Raw genomic sequence first — 18,798 nt, forward strand, 5'->3', positions numbered from 1 at the left:
TTACGGCGGCACTGGCGCACCGGTATGGTCCATTTCCGTGACGGATTCATGGGCCACTTCGCCGGCCGCCGCTGTCGCCGCCGGTGTCGACCTGCATGTGGAGCTGGGCGCCTCCGGGCTGCGCAGGGGCCTGACGGACACCCTGCGCGAAGCCGTCCGCACGGGCAGGCTGGCCCCCGGGACGCGCCTGCCGTCCTCCCGTTCGCTCGCCGCCGACCTGGGCGTCGCCCGCAACACCGTCGCCGACGCGTACGCCGAACTGGTCGCCGAGGGCTGGCTCACCGCCCGCCAGGGCTCCGGCACGCGGGTCGCGCGGCGGGCCGCGCCGCGCGACGCAGCGCAGCCCGCCGCCGTGACGCGCCGCGACGCGCGGCGCGCACCGGCGTACAGCCTCATGCCGGGCTCGCCCGACCTGGCGTCCTTCCCCCGTGCGCAGTGGCTCAAGGCGGCCAGGCGCGCGCTGACGGCCGCGCCGCACGAGGCGTTCGGGTACGGCGATCCGCGGGGCCGCGTCGAGCTGCGTACCGCCGTCGCCGCGTACCTGGCGCGGGCGCGGGGCGTGCGGGCCACGCCCGAGCGCGTCGTCGTCTGCTCCGGCTTCGTGCACGGTCTGACGCTCCTCGCGAAGGTGCTGGGGCAGCGGCGCGTACGGGAGGTGGCGGTCGAGTCGTACGGTCTGCACTACCACCGGGACCTCCTCACCGAGGCGGGGCTCGGCACCCCGGCGCTGGGGTTCGACGCGCACGGCTCGCGCACCGGCGGCCTGGCGGAGCTGGGCGGCGCGGGGGCGGTGCTGCTGACGCCCGCCCACCAGTTCCCGATCGGGGTCGCCCTGCGTCCGGAACGGCGCGCGGCGGCCGTCGACTGGGCGCGCGGGACGGGCGGGCTGATCCTGGAGGACGACTACGACGGGGAGTTCCGGTACGACCGGCAGCCGGTCGGCGCCCTCCAGGGGCTCGATCCGGAGCGGGTGGTCTACCTGGGGACGGCGAGCAAGTCGCTCGCGCCCGGCCTGCGGCTGGCGTGGATGGTGCTGCCCGGGGCGCTGGTGGACGAGGTGGCGGCGGCGAAGGGGAGGGCCGACTGGACGTGCGGCTCGCCGGACCAGCTCACGCTCGCGGAGTTCATCACCTCCGGCGCGTACGACCGTCACGTGCGGGCGATGCGGCTGCGCTACCGGCGGCGGCGCGACCAGCTCGTGGCGGCGCTTGCGGAGCGGGCGCCGGACGTACGGGTGACGGGGATCGCGGCGGGGCTGCACGCGGTGCTGGAGCTGCCACCCGGCACGGAACGCTCGGTGGTGCAGGCGGCGGCGTGGCAGGGGCTGGCGCTGGAAGGTGTCGGCAGCTTCCGCCACCCGGCGGTGGAGCGGGACCGGGACGCGCTGGTGGTCGGGTACGCGACGCCGCCGGACAGCGCGTGGGCGGGGGCGCTGGACGCGCTCTGTCGGGCGCTGCCGTGAGGGGCGCGCTCATGGCGCGAAGGAGGGGGGAGCTCCGGCCGGACGGGGGAGGCCGACCGGGGCTCGTCTGGGGGGGCGCGGAGCCGTCGTACGGCGGTGCGTTCCGTCCCACGTAAAGGTGAACGGTAAACCATCAGTGCGAGTTCCCCCTCCCAGGCCTCAGTCCCCCCGGGAGGGGGCCGGGGACGTCCCGTCCGGCACCGCGTCGGCGGCCGCCTCCCCGAAGCGGGCCAGGGCCAGCGCGCCCGCCACCGCCACCGCGAAGCCCACGGCCGCCGGCACCGCCAGGCCCTCGCGTGTACGGTCGCCGAGCCACACGACGCCCACCACGGCCGGGCCGATCGTCTCGCCGACCACCATGCCCGCCGTCGCCGTGGTCACCGAGCCGCGCTGGAACGCCGAGGTGAGCAGCAGGAACGCCGTACCGCCGGCCAGGAGCAGCGCGTACACGGCCGGATTGGCGGCCAGCGCCGACGGCGCCAGGTCGTCGATCAGCCGCACCGAGACGGACACCACCCCGAAGCCGGTGCCGGCGCCGAACCCGAGCACCAGGGCGCGCGCCCGGCCCGGCAGCCGGCCCGCCACCGCGCCCGCGAGCAGCACGGCGAAGGCCGTGCCGAGCAGGGCGTACGGCAGCGCGGGCGGCCCCTCGCTGTCGCCCTCCGCGCCGACGGAGAGCCCGATCATCGCCAGGCCGGCGCAGACGACGGTCACGGCCGTCCACTCCGAGGCCCTGAGGCGGACCTTCAGCACCGGGGCGGCGATCACCGCCGTGACGGCGAGGCTGCCGGCCTGGGTGGCTTCGACGGCGTAGATCGGGATGGTGAGCAGGGCGACGATCTGGAGCGCGAATCCCACGGCGTCGAGCGCGAGACCCACGAGGTACCGCCACTGGCGCAGGACCCGCAGCATCAGCGCGACGTCGACCCCGCTGCCGGTGCCGGGCGGTGTGGCGCGGGCCGCGACGGCCTGGAGCACGGAGGCCGCACCGATGCAGACCGCCGAACAGAGCGCACAGACCATCCCAAGAAGCACAAAACCGACTCTAGAGGGGTGCTGATCGCGCACCCGGTTCCGGCGGCGGCGCGGAGCCCTCTAGTCTGTCGGACGGTCCTGAGAATCTGTTCGAACGACGGGGGAGTGGCCGCGACATGGCGGTACGACGGCGCAGGCTGAGGTCGGGCACGGTCCTGCTCGGCGGCATGGGCGTCCTCGCGGCGACCCTCACCGCCTGCGGTTCGGAGCCGGACCGGCGGTGCGTGGACCGGGTCTCCAAGGAAGTGCTCCCCGACCGCGAGTGCGACGACGACGGCAACGGCCGGTACTACTACGGCGGCCGGGTGAGCGGCGGCAAGCTCACGGACGGCAGTTTCGACAAGTCCGCGGTCGACCGGGGCGGCTTCGGCTCCTCCGGCTCCGGCGGCGGCTGACAGGGCCTCCGGGCCCGGGCACGCAGGCACGCACCATGAAGCGACACACGATCGAACCCCGCCCCGGCTGGCAGCAGACCGTCGAGGAGCAGGGCCTCGTCTACCCGCTGACCCGTTTCCCCGACGGGTCGTTGCGGCCGTACTGGGACGAGAGCGCGTACTACGAGTTCTCGCTGCCCGAGGTCGAGGCGATGGAGGAGGTCGTCGAGGAGCTGCACGCCATGTGCCTGGCCGCCGCCGCGCACATCGTCGAGCACGAGCGCTTCGCCGACCTCGGCATCACCGACCCGCGGGTCGCCTCGCGCGTCGCCGCCTCCTGGCGCAGGCGCGCCGAACTGCCCTCGGTCTACGGGCGGTTCGACCTGCGGTACGACGGCACGGGCCCCGCCAAGATGCTGGAGTACAACGCCGACACGCCGACCTCCCTGGTGGAGGCGGCCAGCCCGCAGTGGTTCTGGATGGAGGAGCGCTTCCCCGGCGCCGACCAGTGGAACTCCCTGCACGAGCGGCTCGTCGACGCGTGGAAGAACCAGGCACACCTGCTCCCGCCCGGCCCCGTGCACTTCGTCCACTCGGACGGCGACGAGCTCGGCGAGGACCTGATGACCGTCGCCTACCTGCGCGAGACCGCCCAGCAGGCCGGGCTCGCCACCGAGGCGCTGTCCGTCGAGCAGATCGGCTGGGACCGCCTCTCGGGCCGCTTCGTCGACGGCCGGCTGCGCTTCATCCGCAGCTGCTTCAAGCTCTACCCCTGGGAATGGCTGACGACCGACCGCTTCGGCCCGCACGTGCTGAACACCCTCGACAACGGCGGCGGCACCGGCACCACCCTGTGGATCGAGCCGGCCTGGAAGATGCTGCTCTCCAACAAGGCGCTGCTGGCGATCCTCTGGGAGCTCTACCCCGGCCACCCGAACCTGCTCGCCGCCCACCTCGACGGCCCGCGCGAGCTGGCCGGCCCGGGCGGCCCCGGTTACGTCGCCAAGCCGCTGCTCGGCCGCGAGGGCGCGGGCGTCACGGTCCACGCGCCGGGCGGGGAGCCGGCCGCCGCTCCCGCCGAGGACGGACAGCGCTTCTGCTACCAGGAGTTGGCGCCCCTGCCCGACTTCGACGGCAACCGGGTGGTGCTCGGCGCCTGGGTCGTCGAGGGCGAGGCGGCGGGACTCGGCATCCGGGAGTCGTCGGGCCTGATCACGGACGAGTACGCCCGGTTCCTGCCCCACGTCATCCTCTGACGGCCCCGACCAGGGCCAGGCCCTCCCGGCGGTCACGCCGTCGCGTCCGCCGCCGCCACGGCGGACGCGACGCCGCCCGTCCCTAGCCGGCCAGGACCGCGCCGAGCTGGTCGAGGCCCCAGTCCAGGTCCTCCTTGCTGATCACCAGCGGCGGGGCGATCCGGATCGTCGAGCCGTGCGTGTCCTTCACCAGGACGCCCCGCTCCATCAGCTTCTCGGAGATCTCGCGGCCGGTGCCGCGCGACGGCGTGATGTCGATGCCCGCCCACAGCCCGCGCCCGCGCACCGCCTCGACCGCGCCGCCGCCCACCATCAGGCCCAGCTGCTGGTGCAGGTGGTCGCCGAGCTCCGTGGCCCGCTGCTGGAACTCGCCGGTGCGCAGCATCGCGATGACCTCCAGGCCGACCGCGCAGGCCAGCGGGTTCCCGCCGAACGTCGAACCGTGCTCGCCCGGCCCGTACACCCCCAGCACCTCGGCCGACGCGACGACCGCGGACACCGGCACCACGCCGCCGCCGAGCGCCTTGCCCAGGACGTACATGTCGGGGACGACGCCCTCGTGCTCGCAGGCGAACGTCCTGCCCGTGCGGCCGAGGCCCGACTGGATCTCGTCCGCGACGAAGAGCACGTTCCGCTCGCGGGTCAACTCCCGTACGCCGGCCAGGTACCCGGCCGGCGGCACCAGGACACCCGCCTCGCCCTGGATCGGTTCGAGCAGCACGGCCACGGTGTTCTCGGTCATCGCCGCTTCGAGCGCCGTCAGGTCGCCGTACGGGACGATCTCGAACCCGGGCGTGTACGGGCCGAAGTCCGCACGGGCCTCGTGGTCGGTGGAGAAGCTGACGACGGTCGTCGTACGGCCGTGGAAGTTGTTCGCCGCCACGATGATCTTCGCCGTGCCGTCCAGCACGCCCTTGACCTTGTAGCCCCACTTGCGGGCCGTCTTCACCGCCGTCTCCACCGCCTCGGCGCCGGTGTTCATCGGCAGCACCATGTCCATGCCGCACAGCTCGGCGAGCCGGGCGCAGAACTCGGCGAACCGGTCGTGGTGGAAGGCGCGGGAGGTCAGCGTCACTCTGTCGAGCTGCGCCTTGGCGGCGTCGATGAGCCGTCGGTTGCCGTGGCCGAAGTTGAGCGCGGAGTACCCGGCGAGCATGTCGAGGTAGCGGCGGCCCTCGATGTCGGTCATCCAGGCGCCGTCCGCCGACGAGACGACGATGGGGAGAGGATGGTAGTTGTGCGCGCTGTGGGCCTCGGCAGAGGCGATGGCGGCTTGGGTGGTCGACACGGGTTCTCCGATCGTCGAAACAAATCCATCCGGCGAGGGGCAGGAATGCTGCCCCTTTCTATCGTCGCTCGCATGCCGGACGAAGAAACCATGCGCGGGGGTGCGGCCGCTAGGGTGGCGGGTACGCACGGCGACTGGCGTACGCGGAACGGACCGCGGGGGAGCCGTACGGGGAACATCAGCACGAGGTGCCGCCCGCCTGGGCACCCCGGGATCACGACGGACACCGACCGCTCGCCCCGGAGGACGCATGACTCTCCCGCTCAGCCACCCCGCCCTGTCCGCCACGGACCCCGAACTGGCCGCCCTGGTCGGCGCGGAGGAACAGCTCCAGGCCGACACCCTGCGCCTGATCCCCAGCGAGAACTACGTCTCGCAGGCCGTTCTCGAAGCCTCCGGCACCGTCCTGCAGAACAAGTACAGCGAGGGGTACGCGGGCCGGCGCTACTACGAGGGCCAGCAGAACATCGACCAGGTCGAGCGGCTCGCCGCCGACCGGGCCAAGGCCCTGTTCGGCGTCGACCACGCCAACGTCCAGCCCTACTCCGGCTCGCCCGCCAACCTCGCCGTGTACCTCGCGTTCGCCGAGCCCGGTGACACCGTGATGGGCATGGCCCTGCCGATGGGCGGCCACCTCACCCACGGCTGGGGGGTCTCGGCCACCGGCAAGTGGTTCCGCGGCGTCCAGTACGGCGTACGCCACGACACCGGGCTCATCGACTTCGACGAGGTGCGCGACCTCGCGCTCAAGGAGCGCCCCAAGCTGATCTTCTGCGGCGGCACCGCGCTCCCCCGGACCATCGACTTCGCGGCGTTCGCGGAGATCGCCCGGGAGTCCGGCGCGGTCCTGGTCGCGGACGTCGCCCACATCGCCGGACTGATCGCGGGCGGCGCGCACCCCTCGCCGGTCCCGCACGCCGACGTGATCTCCACGACCACGCACAAGACCCTGCGCGGCCCGCGCGGAGCGATGCTGATGTCCCGCGAGGAGCACGCGAAGGCCATCGACAAGGCGGTCTTCCCCGGCCTCCAGGGCGGACCGCACAACCAGACCACCGCCGCCATCGCCGTCGCCCTGCACGAGGCGGCGCAGCCCTCCTTCCGCGACTACGCGCACGCGGTCGTCGCCAACGCCCGGGCGCTCGCCGACGCACTGCTCGCCCGCGGCTTCGAGCTGGTCTCGGGCGGCACCGACAACCATCTGATCCTGATGGACCTCACCCCCAAGGACGTGCCGGGGAAGGTGGCGGCGAAGGCCCTGGACCGGGCCGGGATCGTCGTCAACTACAACACCGTCCCGTACGACCCGAGGAAACCGTTCGACCCCTCCGGCGTCCGTATCGGCACCCCCTCCCTCACCTCGCGCGGCCTCACCGCCGCGCACATGCCGACGGTCGCCGAGTGGATCGACCGGGGCGTCACGGCCGCCCGCACCGGCGACGAGGACGCACTGGCCGCGATCCGCGCCGAGGTCGCCGACCTCATGGCCGCCTTCCCGGCGCCGGGCCTCCCGACGGACTGACGGCCGGAGCCCCGCAGGCCCGGCACGCGGGGCGTGCCGGGCCTGCGGCCCGGCACGGCGGACCTGGATCCGCCGCCACGCCACGCCGTGCCGAGGGGGGCCGTGCCACGCCGTACCGCGCCGGGCCCGACGTCTGTCAGGCGCTGACCAGTTGGGGCGCGGGCCGAGTGGGCCCGCGTCCGCCCGGTACGGTCCGCGTCGCCGCCCCGGCTCCCGGTGGTTCCGCCGCCGCAGCGGACCTGGATGCGCCCGGGTCGTACCGCACCGCCACGCCGCCGAAGTCGAAACTACTGTGCGACCGCCGCACGCACCGGGGGCGTGAGCACCAGCACGACCAGCAGCCCGGACAGCGCGGCGGTCAGCAGGCGCCACCTGCGCCGCGCCCGGGCCCGCACCCGCTCACCACGCCCCGGCGGCTCCGCCACCGGCACCGGCACCCCCTCCGCGAGGAGCTGCGCCAGCACCCGCTCGGCCGTCGTCGCCCCGTCCACATCGGGCACCCGCATCCCGCGCCCCAGCGCGCGAAGCCCCTCGGCCGCCGCACCGGGAGGGCCCCCGCCCCGCCCCCGCGCCGGGCCCGGAGCCCGCTCCCCGCCCCGGGGCGGGCCACCGGGCAGGTCGCCGCGCCTGCCACCCAGCCGGTCCTCGGGCCGGTACTCCGGCGCGCCGCCCGGCGCGTCCGCCGCCCCGTCCTCCCGCCGACGGTCGTCACCCCCTTCCCACAGCCCCGGCAGGACCCGTTCCAGCTTCCGCAGCCCCCGGTTCAAGCGGGACTTCACCGTGCCCCGCGGCCAGCCCAGGGCCTGTGCCGTCTCCGCCTCGTCCATCGCCACTAGGTACCGGTAGGTGACGACCCGGCGCTGGTCCTCGTTCAGCGCGTCGAGCGCGGTCAGCAGCTGTCGGCGGCGCTCCCGCGCCAGGGCCGCCACCGCCGGATCGGTGGATTCCGGTATGGCCGGGCCGGGACCCGGCAGCGCCGCCTCCCGGTCAGTGGCGGCCCGCAGCCGACCCGCCGAGCGCACTGTGTTTCTCGTCTCATTTGCGACAATCCGCAGCAACCATGGACGGAAGGCCGCGCCGTCCCCGAACCGCCCCAGCGACCGGTACGCCTTGAAGAAGGCCGCCCGCACCACGTCTTCGGCCTCCGCCCCAGCTCCGAAGGCCACAGCCGCCCTGAGCGCGATCCCGGTGCAGGCGCGCACCAGTTCCGCGTACGCCTCGGGCTCCCCGCCCCGCACGCGCGCGATCACCGCAGCATCGTCGATGCCGATGCGGCCCCCCTCCAGGGTCCCCTCCCGCGTCCTCACACTCTTGATACACCGGAGAGCCGAGTTGGGTTCCACACCTGAGAGAATGAGTTCATGGCCTCTGATCGTCCTCGCGTGCTCTCCGGCATCCAGCCCACCGCAGGCTCGTTCCACCTCGGCAACTACCTTGGCGCCGTACGCCAATGGGTCGCCCTGCAGGAATCCCACGACGCCTTCTACATGGTCGTCGACCTGCATGCGATCACGGTCCCGCAGGATCCCGCCGGACTGCGCGCCAACACCCGGCTCGCCGCCGCCCAGCTGCTGGCCGCCGGCCTCGACCCGGACCGCTGCACGCTCTTCGTGCAGAGCCACGTGCCCGAGCACGCCCAGCTCGGCTGGGTCATGAACTGCCTCACCGGCTTCGGCGAGGCCTCCCGGATGACGCAGTTCAAGGACAAGTCCGCCAAGCAGGGCTCCGACCGCGCCACCGTCGGCCTCTTCACGTACCCGATCCTCCAGGTCGCGGACATCCTGCTGTACCAGGCCAACGAGGTGCCGGTCGGCGAGGACCAGCGCCAGCACATCGAGCTGACCCGCGACCTCGCCGAGCGCTTCAACGGCCGCTTCGGCGACACGTTCACGATCCCGGCGCCGTACATCCTCAAGGAGACGGCGAAGATCTTCGATCTCCAGGAGCCGGGGATCAAGATGAGCAAGTCGGCGTCGACGCCCAAGGGCCTCATCAACCTGCTCGACGAGCCCAAGGTGACCGCCAAGAAGATCAAGAGCGCGGTCACCGACACGGACACCGTGATCCGCTACGACGCCGTCGAGAAGCCGGGCGTCAGCAACCTCCTGACCATCTACTCCACGCTCACCGGCGAGACCGTCGCCGAGCTGGAGAAGAGGTACGAGGGCAAGATGTACGGCGCGCTCAAGACGGACCTCGCCGAGGTGGTGGTGGACTTCGTCACGCCATTCCGGACCCGCACCCAGGAATACCTGGACGACCCGGAGACGCTGGACTCGATCCTGGCCAAGGGCGCCGAGAAGGCCCGTACGGTCGCCGCCGAGACCCTCGCGCAGACCTACGAGAAGGTCGGTCTGCTGCCCGCCAAGCACTGAGCACGGGGCGCGGGCCGGAAGTCCGGACCAAGGACTCTGGTCACGGGGGCGCCGCGCCCGCCACACTGCACACTGGCAGGACCACACAGGCAGCACACAGACGCACCGGACGACGGAGGAGAACGACGTGGGGACCGTAACGCTCGGCGTTTCGCTCGCGGTCCCGGAGCCGTACGGCAGCCTGCTCCAGGAGCGGCGCGTGAGCTTCGGGGATCCTGCCGCGCACGGCATCCCCACCCATGTCACCCTCCTGCCGCCCACCGAGGTCGACGCGGCGCTGCTGCCGGCCGTCGAGGCCCACCTCGCGCGGGTGGCGGCGTCCGGGCGCTCCTTCCCGATGCGGCTGTCCGGCACGGGCACCTTCCGCCCGCTGTCCCCGGTCGTCTTCGTGCAGGTCGTCGAGGGCGCGGCGGCCTGCTCCTGGCTCCAGAAGCGGGTACGGGACGCGTCCGGGCCGCTCGTGCGCGAGCTCCAGTTCCCGTACCACCCGCACGTCACCGTCGCCCACGGCATCTCCGAGGAGGGGATGGACCGGGCGTACGAGGAGCTCTCCGCGTACGAGGCCGAATGGGCCTGTACCGGGTTCGCGCTGTACGAGCAGGGCGCGGACGGCGTGTGGCGCAAGCTGCGCGAGTTCGCGTTCGGGGGCGGCGCGGCGGGTGTCGTGCCCGCCCAGAACTCACCGGTCGACCAGCCCGCCGCGCCCTCCCTCCGCTCCTAGCCCCAGCCGGGGCCACTCGTGCCCCCGCCGGGGGCTCCTGAGCCCCGCCGGTGGGGCTCGGCTTCCGACCCCCGCCCCGGGGCCCTCTCAGACCGGCAGGCGCCGGAACAGTGGCCGCGGCACGTGGCGCAGCGCCGACATCACCGCCCGCAGCGCCCCCGGCACCCAGACCGTCTCCGAGCGCCGCCGCAGCCCCGTCTCGATGGCGGTGGCCACCGCCTCCGGTGTGGTCGCCAGCGGGGCGTCCGGGAGGCCCGCCGTCATCTTGGAGCGGACGAATCCGGGGCGTACGACCATCACGTGCACGCCCGTCCCGTGCAGCGCGTCCCCGAGGCCCTGCGCGAAGGCGTCCAGGCCCGCCTTGCTCGACCCGTAGATGAAGTTCACGCGGCGGGCGCGCTCGCCCGCCACCGACGACAGCACGACCAGCGAGCCGTGGCCCTGGTTCTGGAGGGCCTTCGCGCACACCAGGCCCGCCGAGACCGCGCCCGTGTAGTTCGTCTGCGCCACCCGGACCGCCGACAGCGGCTGCTCCTCGTCGTGCGCCTGGTCGCCGAGCACGCCGAAGGCCAGCAGCACCATGTCGATGTCGCCCTCGGCGAAGACCTTGCCGAGCTTCTCCTCGTGCGTCACGGGATCGAGCGCGTCGAAGGCGACGGTACGGACGTCGGCGCCCAGTGCCCGCAGCCCGGCCGCCGCCGTTTCGAGGGCGGGGGACGGGCGGCCGGCCAGCCAGACCGTACGGGTGCGCCGGGCGATCAGGCGGCGGGCCGTCGCGAGGCCGATCTCGGACGTGCCGCCGAGGACGAGCAGGGACTGGGGGATGCCGAAGGCGTCCTTCATGATGCGCTCCTGGGGCTGGACTGCGACGGCCCGAAACCGTCGGTCAGAGGGAAAGGCGGCGGGAGAGGTCCGACGTGAAGACGCCTCGCGGGTCGAGCTCGGCGCGCAGCGCCCGGAAGTCCGCCAGCCGCGGGTACATCGCGGCGAGCAGGTCGGGCCGCAGCCGGGAGTCCTTCGCCAGATAGACGCGGCCGCCGGCCGCGACGACCTCCTCGTCGAGCCCGTCGAGGAACGCACCGAGCCCCGGCAGACCGGCCGGGACGTCCAGTGCGAGCGTCCAGCCGGGCACCGGGAAGGACAGCCAGCCCGGATCGCCGTCGCCGAACCGCTTCAGGACGGCGAGGAACGACGGGCAGCCCCGGCGCGAGATCCGGCCGACGATCCGGCGCAGGGCTTCCTCCTGTCCGTACCCGACGACGAACTGGTACTGGACGAACCCGCCGCGGCCGTAGACCCGGTTCCAGTGCGGGACCCCGTCCAGCGGGTGGAAGAAGGCCGACAGCTTCTGCAGCTCGCCGGTCCGCGCGCGCGGGGCCCTGCGGTACCAGAGCGCGTTGAACAGCCCCACGGACGCCCGCCCGAGCAGCCCTTCCGGTACGAAGCCGGGAGCGGCCGGCAGCCGGCCCGGCCGGAACGCCAGCGGCTCCCGGCGGGCGCGCGCCCCCAGCGCGTCCGAGGGGGCGTGCTCCCCCCGGGTGAGGACCGAGCGCCCCATGGCCGGGCCGCGCGCGAGCAGGTCGATCCAGGCGACCGAGTAGCGGTAGCGGTGGTCGGTGGCGGCGAGACGGTCCATCAGGTCGTCGAGATCGGCGGCCCGTTCGGTGTCGACGCTCATCCACGAGGTCTCGACGGGCAGGAGCCGCACGGTCGCCGAGAGGATGACGCCCGTCAGACCCATGCCGCCCGCCGTGGCGTCGAAGAGGTCCGTGCCGGCGGGGACGGTGCGCACCTCGCCGTCGGCGGTGAGCAGGTCGAGCGAGACGACGTGACGGGAGAAGGACCCCGAGACGTGATGGTTCTTGCCGTGGATGTCGGCGCCGATCGCTCCGCCGACCGTCACGTACCGCGTCCCGGGGGTCACCGGCACGAACCAGCCGAGCGGCAGCAGCACTTCCATCAGCCGGTGCAGGCTCACGCCCGCGTCGCACACCACGACGCCGTCGCGGGCGTCGATCGTGCGGATGCGGTCGAGGCCGGTCATGTCGAGTACGCAGCCGCCCGCGTTCTGCGCCGCGTCGCCGTACGCCCGGCCGAGCCCGCGCGCGATGCCGCCGCGCGCGCCGGGGGCCGCGCAGTCGAGGACCGCGTCCGCCGCCTCCTCGTACGAGCGTGGCCGGACCAGGCGGGCGGCGGTGGTCGGGGCGGTGCGGCCCCAACCGGTCACTTCCACTGAGGCGGTGTCGACAGGCATGAAAGGGACCGTATCGCCCCTAAACGTCGGGATGGAGTAGATCGCCTGTTGTGCTGGGCGAACGGGTGATTGGTGGTGTGTCGCAGGCAATTAACATGACTAGTCTGCTTAATCCGAGCAGAGTCGCCCCTGCCCAGCGCCCGACCGACCGGCCGGGTCGCCGCTACGGAGGAGGGGTGACAGATGCGAGAGGTTGACCGGCGTCTGCTGTCGGCCATGCGGGACTGCGGCACGGATCAACGGGTGGCGGCCGCCGCCCGGGGGCTCTCGTGGTGCGGCGAGCACGGCGCCGTCTGGATCGCGGCGGGCCTGGTGGGTGCGGGGGCCGACCGCGAGCGCCGAGGGGCCTGGCTTCGGGGTACGGCGCTGGTCGGCGCGGCGCACCTCGCGAGTATGGCCGTCAAGCTGGCCGTACGCCGCGCCCGCCCCCAACTCGCGTCCCTGCGGCCCCTGGTGAGCACCGCGGGCCGGCACTCGTTCCCCAGCAGCCACGCGGCGTCGGCGGCCGCCGCCGCGGTGGCCTTCGGGGCGTTGCGTCCGGCCGGCCGCCACCTGGTGCCGCCGCTGGCGGCCGCGATGTGCGTGTCCCGGCTGGTGGTCGGGGTGCACTACCCGACCGACGTGGTGGCCGGCGTCCTGCTCGGCGGGATCACCGCCGGGCTCGGCGCCGCCTGGATGACCGGGCCGGTGATCGCCTCCACCGCCTCCACCGCCTCCCGCGCCGCCGCGATCGTCTCCGCCGCCCCGCCGGCCACCGCCCCCGTGGGCGTGGCCTCCCGGGCTGCCGCGACCGAGGGAGGTGCCGCGCATGCCTGAGCGCAGCAGCGGCACCACCAGCACCCACAGCCCCGGACCCCACAGCCCCGCCCTCCACGCCACCGGCCCGGCGGGGCCCGCGACCGCCGCGCAGAGCGCCACCCCCACCGCCGTCATCGGCCAGCCCCGCCGTGCCGCGCCGCCCAGAGCGCCCGGGCGGCGGCCGCTCAGCCTGCCCGCCGGACTGCTGCGCACCGCCCGCCCCCGCCAGTGGGTCAAGAACGTCCTGGTCCTCGCCGCGCCCGCCGCCGCCGGCGAGCTGGCCTCCGCCCACGCCGTGGCCCGACTGGCCCTGGTCTTCGTGCTGTTCACCGCCGCCGCGTCCGCCGTCTACCTGATCAACGACGCCCGTGACGCCGACGCCGACCGCGCGCACCCCGTCAAGTGCCGCCGCCCCGTCGCCGCCGGCGAGGTCCCCGTCCCCGTGGCGTACGCGGCCGGGGCGCTGCTCGCCGTCCTCGCCGCGACGGCCGCCGCCCTGCTCTGCGACCCGATGACGGCCGCGCTCCTCACCGCGTACGTCGTCATGCAGCTCGCCTACTGCGTGTGGCTGAAACACATCCTCGTCGTGGACCTCGTCGTCGTCACCACCGGCTTCCTGATGCGCGCGATGATCGGCGGTGTCGCGCTCCAGATCCCGCTCTCCCGCTGGTTCCTGATCACGGCGGGCTTCGGCGCGCTCTTCATGGTCGCCGCGAAGCGCTACTCGGAGGCCGTGCAGATGGCCGCCCGCCCGGAGAAGCGCGGCGCCACGCGCGCCCTCCTCGACGAGTACACCACCGGCTACCTGCGCTTCGTCTGGCAGCTCGCGGCCGGAGTCGCCGTACTCGGCTACTGCCTGTGGGCCCTGGAGAGCGGCGGCACGGCCAACGGCAGCCTGCTGCCGTGGCGCCAGTTGTCGATGGTGGCGTTCATCCTCTCGGTGCTGCGGTACGCCGTGTTCGCCGACCGGGGGACGGCCGGAGCCCCCGAGGACGTCGTCCTGCGCGACCGGGGCCTGGCCGTCATCGGCCTCGTGTGGGTGGCGATGTACGGGCTCGCGGTGGCCGATCTGTGAGAGCGGCCGCACGGCGCGTCACCTGGACCGAGGTGCGCGGCTTCGCGCTGGCCGGCGGCTGCGCGTACGCCGCCGACCTCGCGTTGTTCCTGTGGCTGCGCGGCCCGCTGGGCTGGGACCCGCTGACCGCGAAGGCGCTGTCCTTCGTCGCCGGTTGCTCGGTCGCGTACGCCGGGAACGCCCTGGGCACCTACCGGCAGCGGGCGAAGGAGACCGTCGTGCGTCCGGGGGACCGGCTGCGGCAGTACGCCGCCTTCCTCGCCGTCAACCTCGCGGGCGCGGCCGTCCAGCTGCTGTGCGTCGCCGCCTCGCACCACGGCCTGGGGCTGACCTCCGCCCGCGCCGACACCGTCTCCGGAGCGGTGGTCGGCATGGCGCTCGCGACCGGGCTGCGCTTCTGGGGGACACGGACGCTGGTTTTCGCGCCCGGGGGTAGGCGCACATCATGGACTGGCTGAAGAACCTGCCCGTCGTGGGGCCGTTCGTGACGCGGCTGACGTTCACTCACGCCTGGCGCACGTACGAGACGCTCGACCGCGCGCACTGGACCCGGCTGGCGGCCGCGATCACCTTCATCAGCTTCCTCGCCCTCTTCCCCCTGATCACGGTCGCCGCCGCGATCGGAGCGGCCCTGCTCTCCGACGACCAGCTGCGCCGCATGGAGGACAAGATCGCGGAGCAGGTGCCCGGCATCTCGGGTCAGCTCGACCTCGCGGCCCTGGTGGACAACGCCGGCACGGTCGGCGTGGTCGCCGGCGCCCTGCTGCTCTTCACCGGCATCGGGTGGGTCGGATCGATGCGGGAGTGCCTGCGGGCCGTCTGGGACCTGGACGACACCGACGAGGGCAACCCCTTCCTGCGCAAGCTCAAGGACGCCGGCGTGCTGGCCGGGCTCGGCCTCATCGGCCTCTCGTCCTGGGCCGCCTCGTCGATCGGCTCGACGGCCGTCGACTGGACCGCCGAGCAGGCCGGCGTCTCGCAGAGCGGCGCGGGCGGCGTACTGCTGCGGATCGCCGCGCTCGCCCTCGCGGTCGGCGCGGACTTCCTGATCCTGCTGTACGTCCTGACGCTGCTGCCGGGCGTGCACCCCGTCCGGCACCGGCTGATCACCGCGTCGCTCATCGGCGCGGTCGGTTTCGAGCTGCTCAAGGTGCTGCTCGGCAGCTACATGAAGGGCGTGGCGGCGAAGAGCATGTACGGGGCGTTCGGCGTGCCGGTCGCCCTGCTGCTGTGGATCAACTTCACGGCGAAGCTGCTGCTGTGCTGCGCGGCCTGGACGGCGACGCGCCGCGCCGGCGAGCTGGAGGCCGACGAGGACCGTACGGACGAGGACGCCGACGGCCCTCGCGGTGACGGTGCTCGTGACGACGGTGCTCGTGACGGCGCGGCCGGTGACGGCGCGAGCCCCGGTGACGGCGGACGGCCCTCCGTCGCGCGGGACCCCGCCGGCGGGCCGCCGCCCGGCAGCCCGCCGCCCCGCGGGCCCGCGCGCCCCGGTACGCCCCCTACGGGCGCCGGCGGCGACGCGCCAGGGCGGGCATCGGCCAGCGCCGGTTGACCAGGAGGACCCCGGCGGCCAGCACCACCAGTACGCCGCCCGTGATCGCGAGCGCCGTGCCGACGCCGCCCGCGCCCTTGTCGGACGCCGCGACCCGCGTCCGGGCGTCCTTCGCGACGGCGGTGTCACCGGCGCCCGCGCCGCCCTGGGCGCTCTTGCCGCTGCCGCCCTTGCCCTGGGGGCCCGCTCCCTGCTCCGTGTCGACGGACCTGGGCGGGACCAGCTCGCCGACCGGCGTGACCTTCCCGGACGCCTCGAAGCCCCAGTCCAGCAGGCGGGCCGCTTCCTTGTAGACGGCGCTGCTCTCGTTCGCGGACGGGTTCATGACCGTCACGAGCAGCACCCTGTCGCCGCGCTGCGCGACGCCCGTGAACGTCGCCCCCGCGTGCGTGGTGTTGCCGTTCTTGACGCCCGCCAGGCCCTTGTACGGCTCGACGCCGTAGGCGCCCGTGAGCAGGCGGTTGGTGTTCTGGATCTGGAAGCTCTCGCGCTTCTTCCCCTTCTTCTTCTCACCGGGGAAGTCGGCGGTCGCCGTCGAGGAGTACTCCCGGAAGTCCTTCTTCTGCATGCCGCTGCGGGCGATGAGCGTCAGGTCGTACGCGCTGCTGACCTGGCCCTTGGCGTCGTAACCGTCGGGTGAGACGACCGTGGTGTCGAGCGCCTGGAGCTCCTCGGCGTGCGACTGCATGTCGCGTGCGGTCTTGTCCCAGCCGCCGTTCATCTCCGACAGCACGTGGACGGCGTCGTTGCCGGACCGCAGGAACACCCCCAGCCACATGTCGTGGACGGAGTAGGTGTGGTCCTCCTTGATGCCGACGAGGCTGCTGCCCGCGCCGACTCCCGCCAGGTCGCTGTCCTTGACCTTGTAGACCTGCGACTTGGGCAGCCGGGGCAGGACCGTGTCGGCGAAGAGCATCTTGAGCGTGGACGCGGGGGGAAGCCGCCAGTGGGCGTTGTGCGAGGCGAGCACGTCGCCCGACTCAGCGTCGGCGACGATCCACGACCGGCCGCTCACCTCCTTCGGGAGGACCGGCGCACCCTGGCCGAGCCGCACCTGCGTACCGGGCAGGCCGAGTTGGGCGCCTCCGACCGTCGACATCGAAGCGGGGGGCTGTGGCTGTTCGGCGCCCGGCTTGTCGTCCGCGTGCGCGGGAAGTGCGGTGAGTACGGGCAGCAGCGCGGCGGAGAGGACCGTCAGTGCGGTCTTTTTGGCGGCGGACACGAACGTGAACGTACAGGGCGTGCGGATGGGTGTGGACATGGCGGGGACAAACAGCCGTGAGCCGGGCCGGGCCGGCCCGGCACCGGTGCCGGGGTCCGCACCCCGGCGGCGGGGACCGGTGGCAGGCGGCGATACTGGCTGCATGAAGCTCAGCCGCTCCGTCTCCTGGTTCCTGCTCGCCTTCGGGGTGTGGAGCTGGTTCATCTGGGTCACTTTCGTCAAGAATCTGTGGAAGGACGGCAGCGGGCTCGCCTTCGACGACGCGGGTGACCCGACTGCGTACTTCTGGGTGCATCTGCTGCTTGCCGTCACGTCCTTTCTTCTGGGGACGGCGGTCGGGGTGATCGGGTTCCGTGGAGTGCGGGCCCTGCGACGTGAGCGGAGCCAGGGATAACTGTGGTCGTCGTCTTCGTTCTCATCGCGCTTTCGGTCCTCGGCCTGCTGGCCGGGGCGCACTGGTACGTGTGGCGCCGGCTGGTCCGCGACACGACCCTGCCGGGCGGCGCCGCCCGGCGGGCGGGGACGGTGGCGGCGATCGTGCTGCCGCTGCTGTCCGTCGGGACGCTGGTCGCCTCGCAGGCGCGGGCGCCGTTCCGGGTGCAGCAGGTGCTGGCGTGGCCCGGTTACCTGTGGCTGGCGGTGCTGCTGTACCTGGTGATGGCGCTGGTGGCCGGCGAGGCGGTACGGCCGCTGCTGCGGTGGGTGCTGGGCCGGCGGGACGCCGGGGTGCGCGGCGGCGGGAGTTCCCCCGACGGACCTCTCCCCGCGGCTCCGGACCACGGCCCCGCCGAGAGCGCGGGCCGCAGTCCCTCCCTGGGCGCCGCCACCGAGGCGTCGCCCGCTCCCGCGTCTGCCTCCGCCGCCGCCTCCGCGTCGGCGTCCGCCCCGGCTTCCGGCGGCACGGACACGGTGACGCAGACCCCGCCGCCCGCGCCCCCCGTGGCCACGCCCCCGGCCGCCCCCCAGGGGCCCGCCGGTTCGACCGCCTCCGGGGACTTCTCGCGGCGGCTGTTCGTCTCGCGCGCGGTCGGGGCGGGTGCGGCCGCGGCGGCGCTGGGGACCGTGGGGTACGGGACGTACGGGGTGCTGCGGGGGCCGAGGCTGAAGCGGGTCCGGGTGCCGCTGGCCAAACTGCCGCGCGGCGCGCACGGGTTCCGCATCGCCGTCGTCAGCGACGTACACCTCGGGCCGGTCCTCGGACGCGCGCACACCCAGCGGATCGTCGACACGATCAACTCCGCCCAGCCCGACCTGGTCGCGGTCGTCGGCGACCTGGTCGACGGGAGCGTGGCCGACCTGGGCCACGCCGCCGAGCCGCTGGCGCGGATCAGGGCCCGGCACGGGACGTTCTTCGTGACCGGCAACCACGAGTACTTCTCCGGCGCCGAGCAGTGGGTCGATCACGTGCGTGAGCTGGGAATGCGGCCGTTGGAGAACGACCGCGTGGAGATCGCCGGCTTCGACCTCGCCGGGGTCAACGACGTGGCGGGCGAGCGGGAGGGCCAGGGCCCCGACTTCGTACGGGCGCTGGGCGACCGGGACCGGTCCCGCGCGTCCGTTCTGCTCGCGCACCAGCCGATCGTCATCCACGACGCCGTGCGCCACGGGGTCGACCTGCAGCTGTCCGGCCACACGCACGGCGGCCAGCTCTGGCCCGGCAACTACATCGCCGCCCAGGCGAACCCGACGGTCGCCGGCCTCGAACGGTACGGCGACACCCAGCTGTACGTCTCGCGGGGCGCGGGCGCCTGGGGCCCGCCGGTCCGGGTGGGCGCCGAGTCCGACATCACGGTGGTGGAACTGCAGTCCCGCCAGACGTAGGCGGTGCGCCGGCGTCCCGCATGCCGGGCGCGACTTG

The 18,798-nt window shown here is 73.8% G+C and carries 17 protein-coding genes, 1 pseudogene and 1 riboswitch; of the genes and pseudogenes, 12 read left to right on the top strand and 6 right to left on the bottom strand.

Annotated features, from left to right (window positions below):
• The first annotated feature begins 37 nt into the window (after window positions 1–37).
• Entirely contained in the window at window positions 38–1,462 is a 1,425-nt protein-coding gene (gene pdxR / locus IE185_RS13835; RefSeq protein ID WP_138896219.1) for a MocR-like pyridoxine biosynthesis transcription factor PdxR, read from the top strand.
• 159 nt (window positions 1,463–1,621) lie between these two features.
• Here the strand turns inward: pdxR and IE185_RS13840 are convergent, their stop codons facing one another.
• Window positions 1,622–2,485, bottom strand: coding sequence for a DMT family transporter (locus IE185_RS13840; RefSeq protein WP_138898074.1), 864 nt, complete (start codon window positions 2,483–2,485; stop codon window positions 1,622–1,624).
• A gap of 128 nt (window positions 2,486–2,613) precedes the next feature.
• On the opposite strand from IE185_RS13840, the gene IE185_RS13845 reads away from it, so the two are divergent.
• Window positions 2,614–2,892 carry a hypothetical protein gene (locus IE185_RS13845; RefSeq protein ID WP_138898073.1) on the top strand — a complete coding sequence of 93 codons (279 nt, stop codon included), beginning with the start codon at window positions 2,614–2,616 and terminating at the stop codon, window positions 2,890–2,892.
• Between the two features lie 35 nt (window positions 2,893–2,927).
• Window positions 2,928–4,127, top strand: coding sequence for a glutathionylspermidine synthase family protein (locus IE185_RS13850; RefSeq protein WP_138898072.1), 1,200 nt, complete (start codon window positions 2,928–2,930; stop codon window positions 4,125–4,127).
• Between the two features lie 82 nt (window positions 4,128–4,209).
• Here the strand turns inward: IE185_RS13850 and rocD are convergent, their stop codons facing one another.
• A complete protein-coding gene (rocD, locus tag IE185_RS13855) occupies window positions 4,210–5,415 on the bottom strand; it encodes an ornithine--oxo-acid transaminase (protein WP_138898071.1) in 1,206 nt (401 codons plus the stop codon).
• A 120-nt stretch (window positions 5,416–5,535) separates the two neighbouring features.
• A riboswitch (ZMP/ZTP riboswitch) is annotated at window positions 5,536–5,627 on the top strand.
• 38 nt (window positions 5,628–5,665) lie between these two features.
• On the opposite strand from rocD, the gene glyA reads away from it, so the two are divergent.
• Entirely contained in the window at window positions 5,666–6,937 is a 1,272-nt protein-coding gene (glyA, locus tag IE185_RS13860; protein ID WP_138898070.1) for a serine hydroxymethyltransferase, read from the top strand.
• Between the two features lie 698 nt (window positions 6,938–7,635).
• On the opposite strand, the pseudogene IE185_RS33115 reads toward glyA, so the two are convergent.
• Window positions 7,636–8,244, bottom strand: a pseudogene (locus IE185_RS33115) (RNA polymerase sigma factor); the annotation flags it as partial.
• A gap of 54 nt (window positions 8,245–8,298) precedes the next feature.
• Between IE185_RS33115 and trpS the strand changes: the two are divergent.
• On the top strand, window positions 8,299–9,312 hold the full coding sequence (gene trpS, locus IE185_RS33120; RefSeq protein ID WP_138899203.1) for a tryptophan--tRNA ligase: 1,014 nt from the start codon (window positions 8,299–8,301) through the stop codon (window positions 9,310–9,312).
• A 127-nt stretch (window positions 9,313–9,439) separates the two neighbouring features.
• Window positions 9,440–10,033: a 2'-5' RNA ligase family protein gene (locus tag IE185_RS13870; protein WP_138899202.1), complete on the top strand. Its 594-nt coding sequence runs from the start codon at window positions 9,440–9,442 to the stop codon at window positions 10,031–10,033.
• 87 nt (window positions 10,034–10,120) lie between these two features.
• On the opposite strand, the gene dprE2 is transcribed toward IE185_RS13870, so the two are convergent.
• Both dprE2 and dprE1 read right to left on the bottom strand, forming a co-directional pair.
• Window positions 10,121–10,876, bottom strand: coding sequence for a decaprenylphospho-beta-D-erythro-pentofuranosid-2-ulose 2-reductase (dprE2, locus tag IE185_RS13875; RefSeq protein WP_189715223.1), 756 nt, complete (start codon window positions 10,874–10,876; stop codon window positions 10,121–10,123).
• Window positions 10,877–10,919: 43 nt separating this feature from the next.
• Entirely contained in the window at window positions 10,920–12,287 is a 1,368-nt protein-coding gene (gene dprE1, locus IE185_RS13880; protein ID WP_138899229.1) for a decaprenylphosphoryl-beta-D-ribose oxidase, read from the bottom strand.
• Between the two features lie 183 nt (window positions 12,288–12,470).
• Between dprE1 and IE185_RS13885 the strand changes: the two genes are divergently transcribed.
• From IE185_RS13885 to IE185_RS13900, 4 genes are read left to right on the top strand one after another with little or no spacing between them, the layout of a single operon-like run.
• Entirely contained in the window at window positions 12,471–13,103 is a 633-nt protein-coding gene (locus IE185_RS13885; RefSeq protein ID WP_189715225.1) for a phosphatase PAP2 family protein, read from the top strand.
• Complete coding sequence (locus IE185_RS13890; RefSeq protein ID WP_189715226.1) at window positions 13,096–14,160, top strand: decaprenyl-phosphate phosphoribosyltransferase; 1,065 nt, start codon at window positions 13,096–13,098, stop codon at window positions 14,158–14,160. The genes IE185_RS13885 and IE185_RS13890 overlap by 8 nt, the downstream gene beginning before the upstream one ends.
• Window positions 14,157–14,618 carry a GtrA family protein gene (locus tag IE185_RS13895; protein WP_229843487.1) on the top strand — a complete coding sequence of 154 codons (462 nt, stop codon included), beginning with the start codon at window positions 14,157–14,159 and terminating at the stop codon, window positions 14,616–14,618. Before IE185_RS13890 ends, IE185_RS13895 begins: the two co-directional genes overlap by 4 nt.
• Window positions 14,606–15,718 carry a YihY/virulence factor BrkB family protein gene (locus tag IE185_RS13900; protein ID WP_138898448.1) on the top strand — a complete coding sequence of 371 codons (1,113 nt, stop codon included), beginning with the start codon at window positions 14,606–14,608 and terminating at the stop codon, window positions 15,716–15,718. Before IE185_RS13895 ends, IE185_RS13900 begins: the two co-directional genes overlap by 13 nt.
• Here IE185_RS13900 and IE185_RS13905 read toward each other — a convergent pair.
• Window positions 15,666–16,940 (bottom strand): D-alanyl-D-alanine carboxypeptidase family protein, encoded by a 1,275-nt coding sequence (locus IE185_RS13905; RefSeq protein WP_229843488.1) that lies wholly within the window; start codon window positions 16,938–16,940, stop codon window positions 15,666–15,668. The genes IE185_RS13900 and IE185_RS13905 overlap by 53 nt on opposite strands.
• Before the next feature lie 142 nt (window positions 16,941–17,082).
• On the opposite strand from IE185_RS13905, the gene IE185_RS13910 reads away from it, so the two are divergent.
• Together IE185_RS13910 and IE185_RS13915 are read left to right on the top strand one after the other, a co-directional pair.
• Window positions 17,083–17,334, top strand: a complete 252-nt coding sequence (locus IE185_RS13910) for an SCO4848 family membrane protein (RefSeq protein ID WP_138898446.1) — start codon at window positions 17,083–17,085, stop codon at window positions 17,332–17,334.
• Between the two features lie 2 nt (window positions 17,335–17,336).
• The gene (locus IE185_RS13915) at window positions 17,337–18,761 is read left to right on the top strand and encodes a metallophosphoesterase (RefSeq protein ID WP_189715228.1); all 1,425 of its coding nucleotides are present in this window, start codon (window positions 17,337–17,339) and stop codon (window positions 18,759–18,761) included.
• Window positions 18,762–18,798 lie beyond the last annotated feature (37 nt).

Source organism: Streptomyces chryseus (assembly GCF_014650755.1).
Classification (GTDB): Bacteria; Actinomycetota; Actinomycetes; order Streptomycetales; family Streptomycetaceae; genus Streptomyces; species Streptomyces chryseus.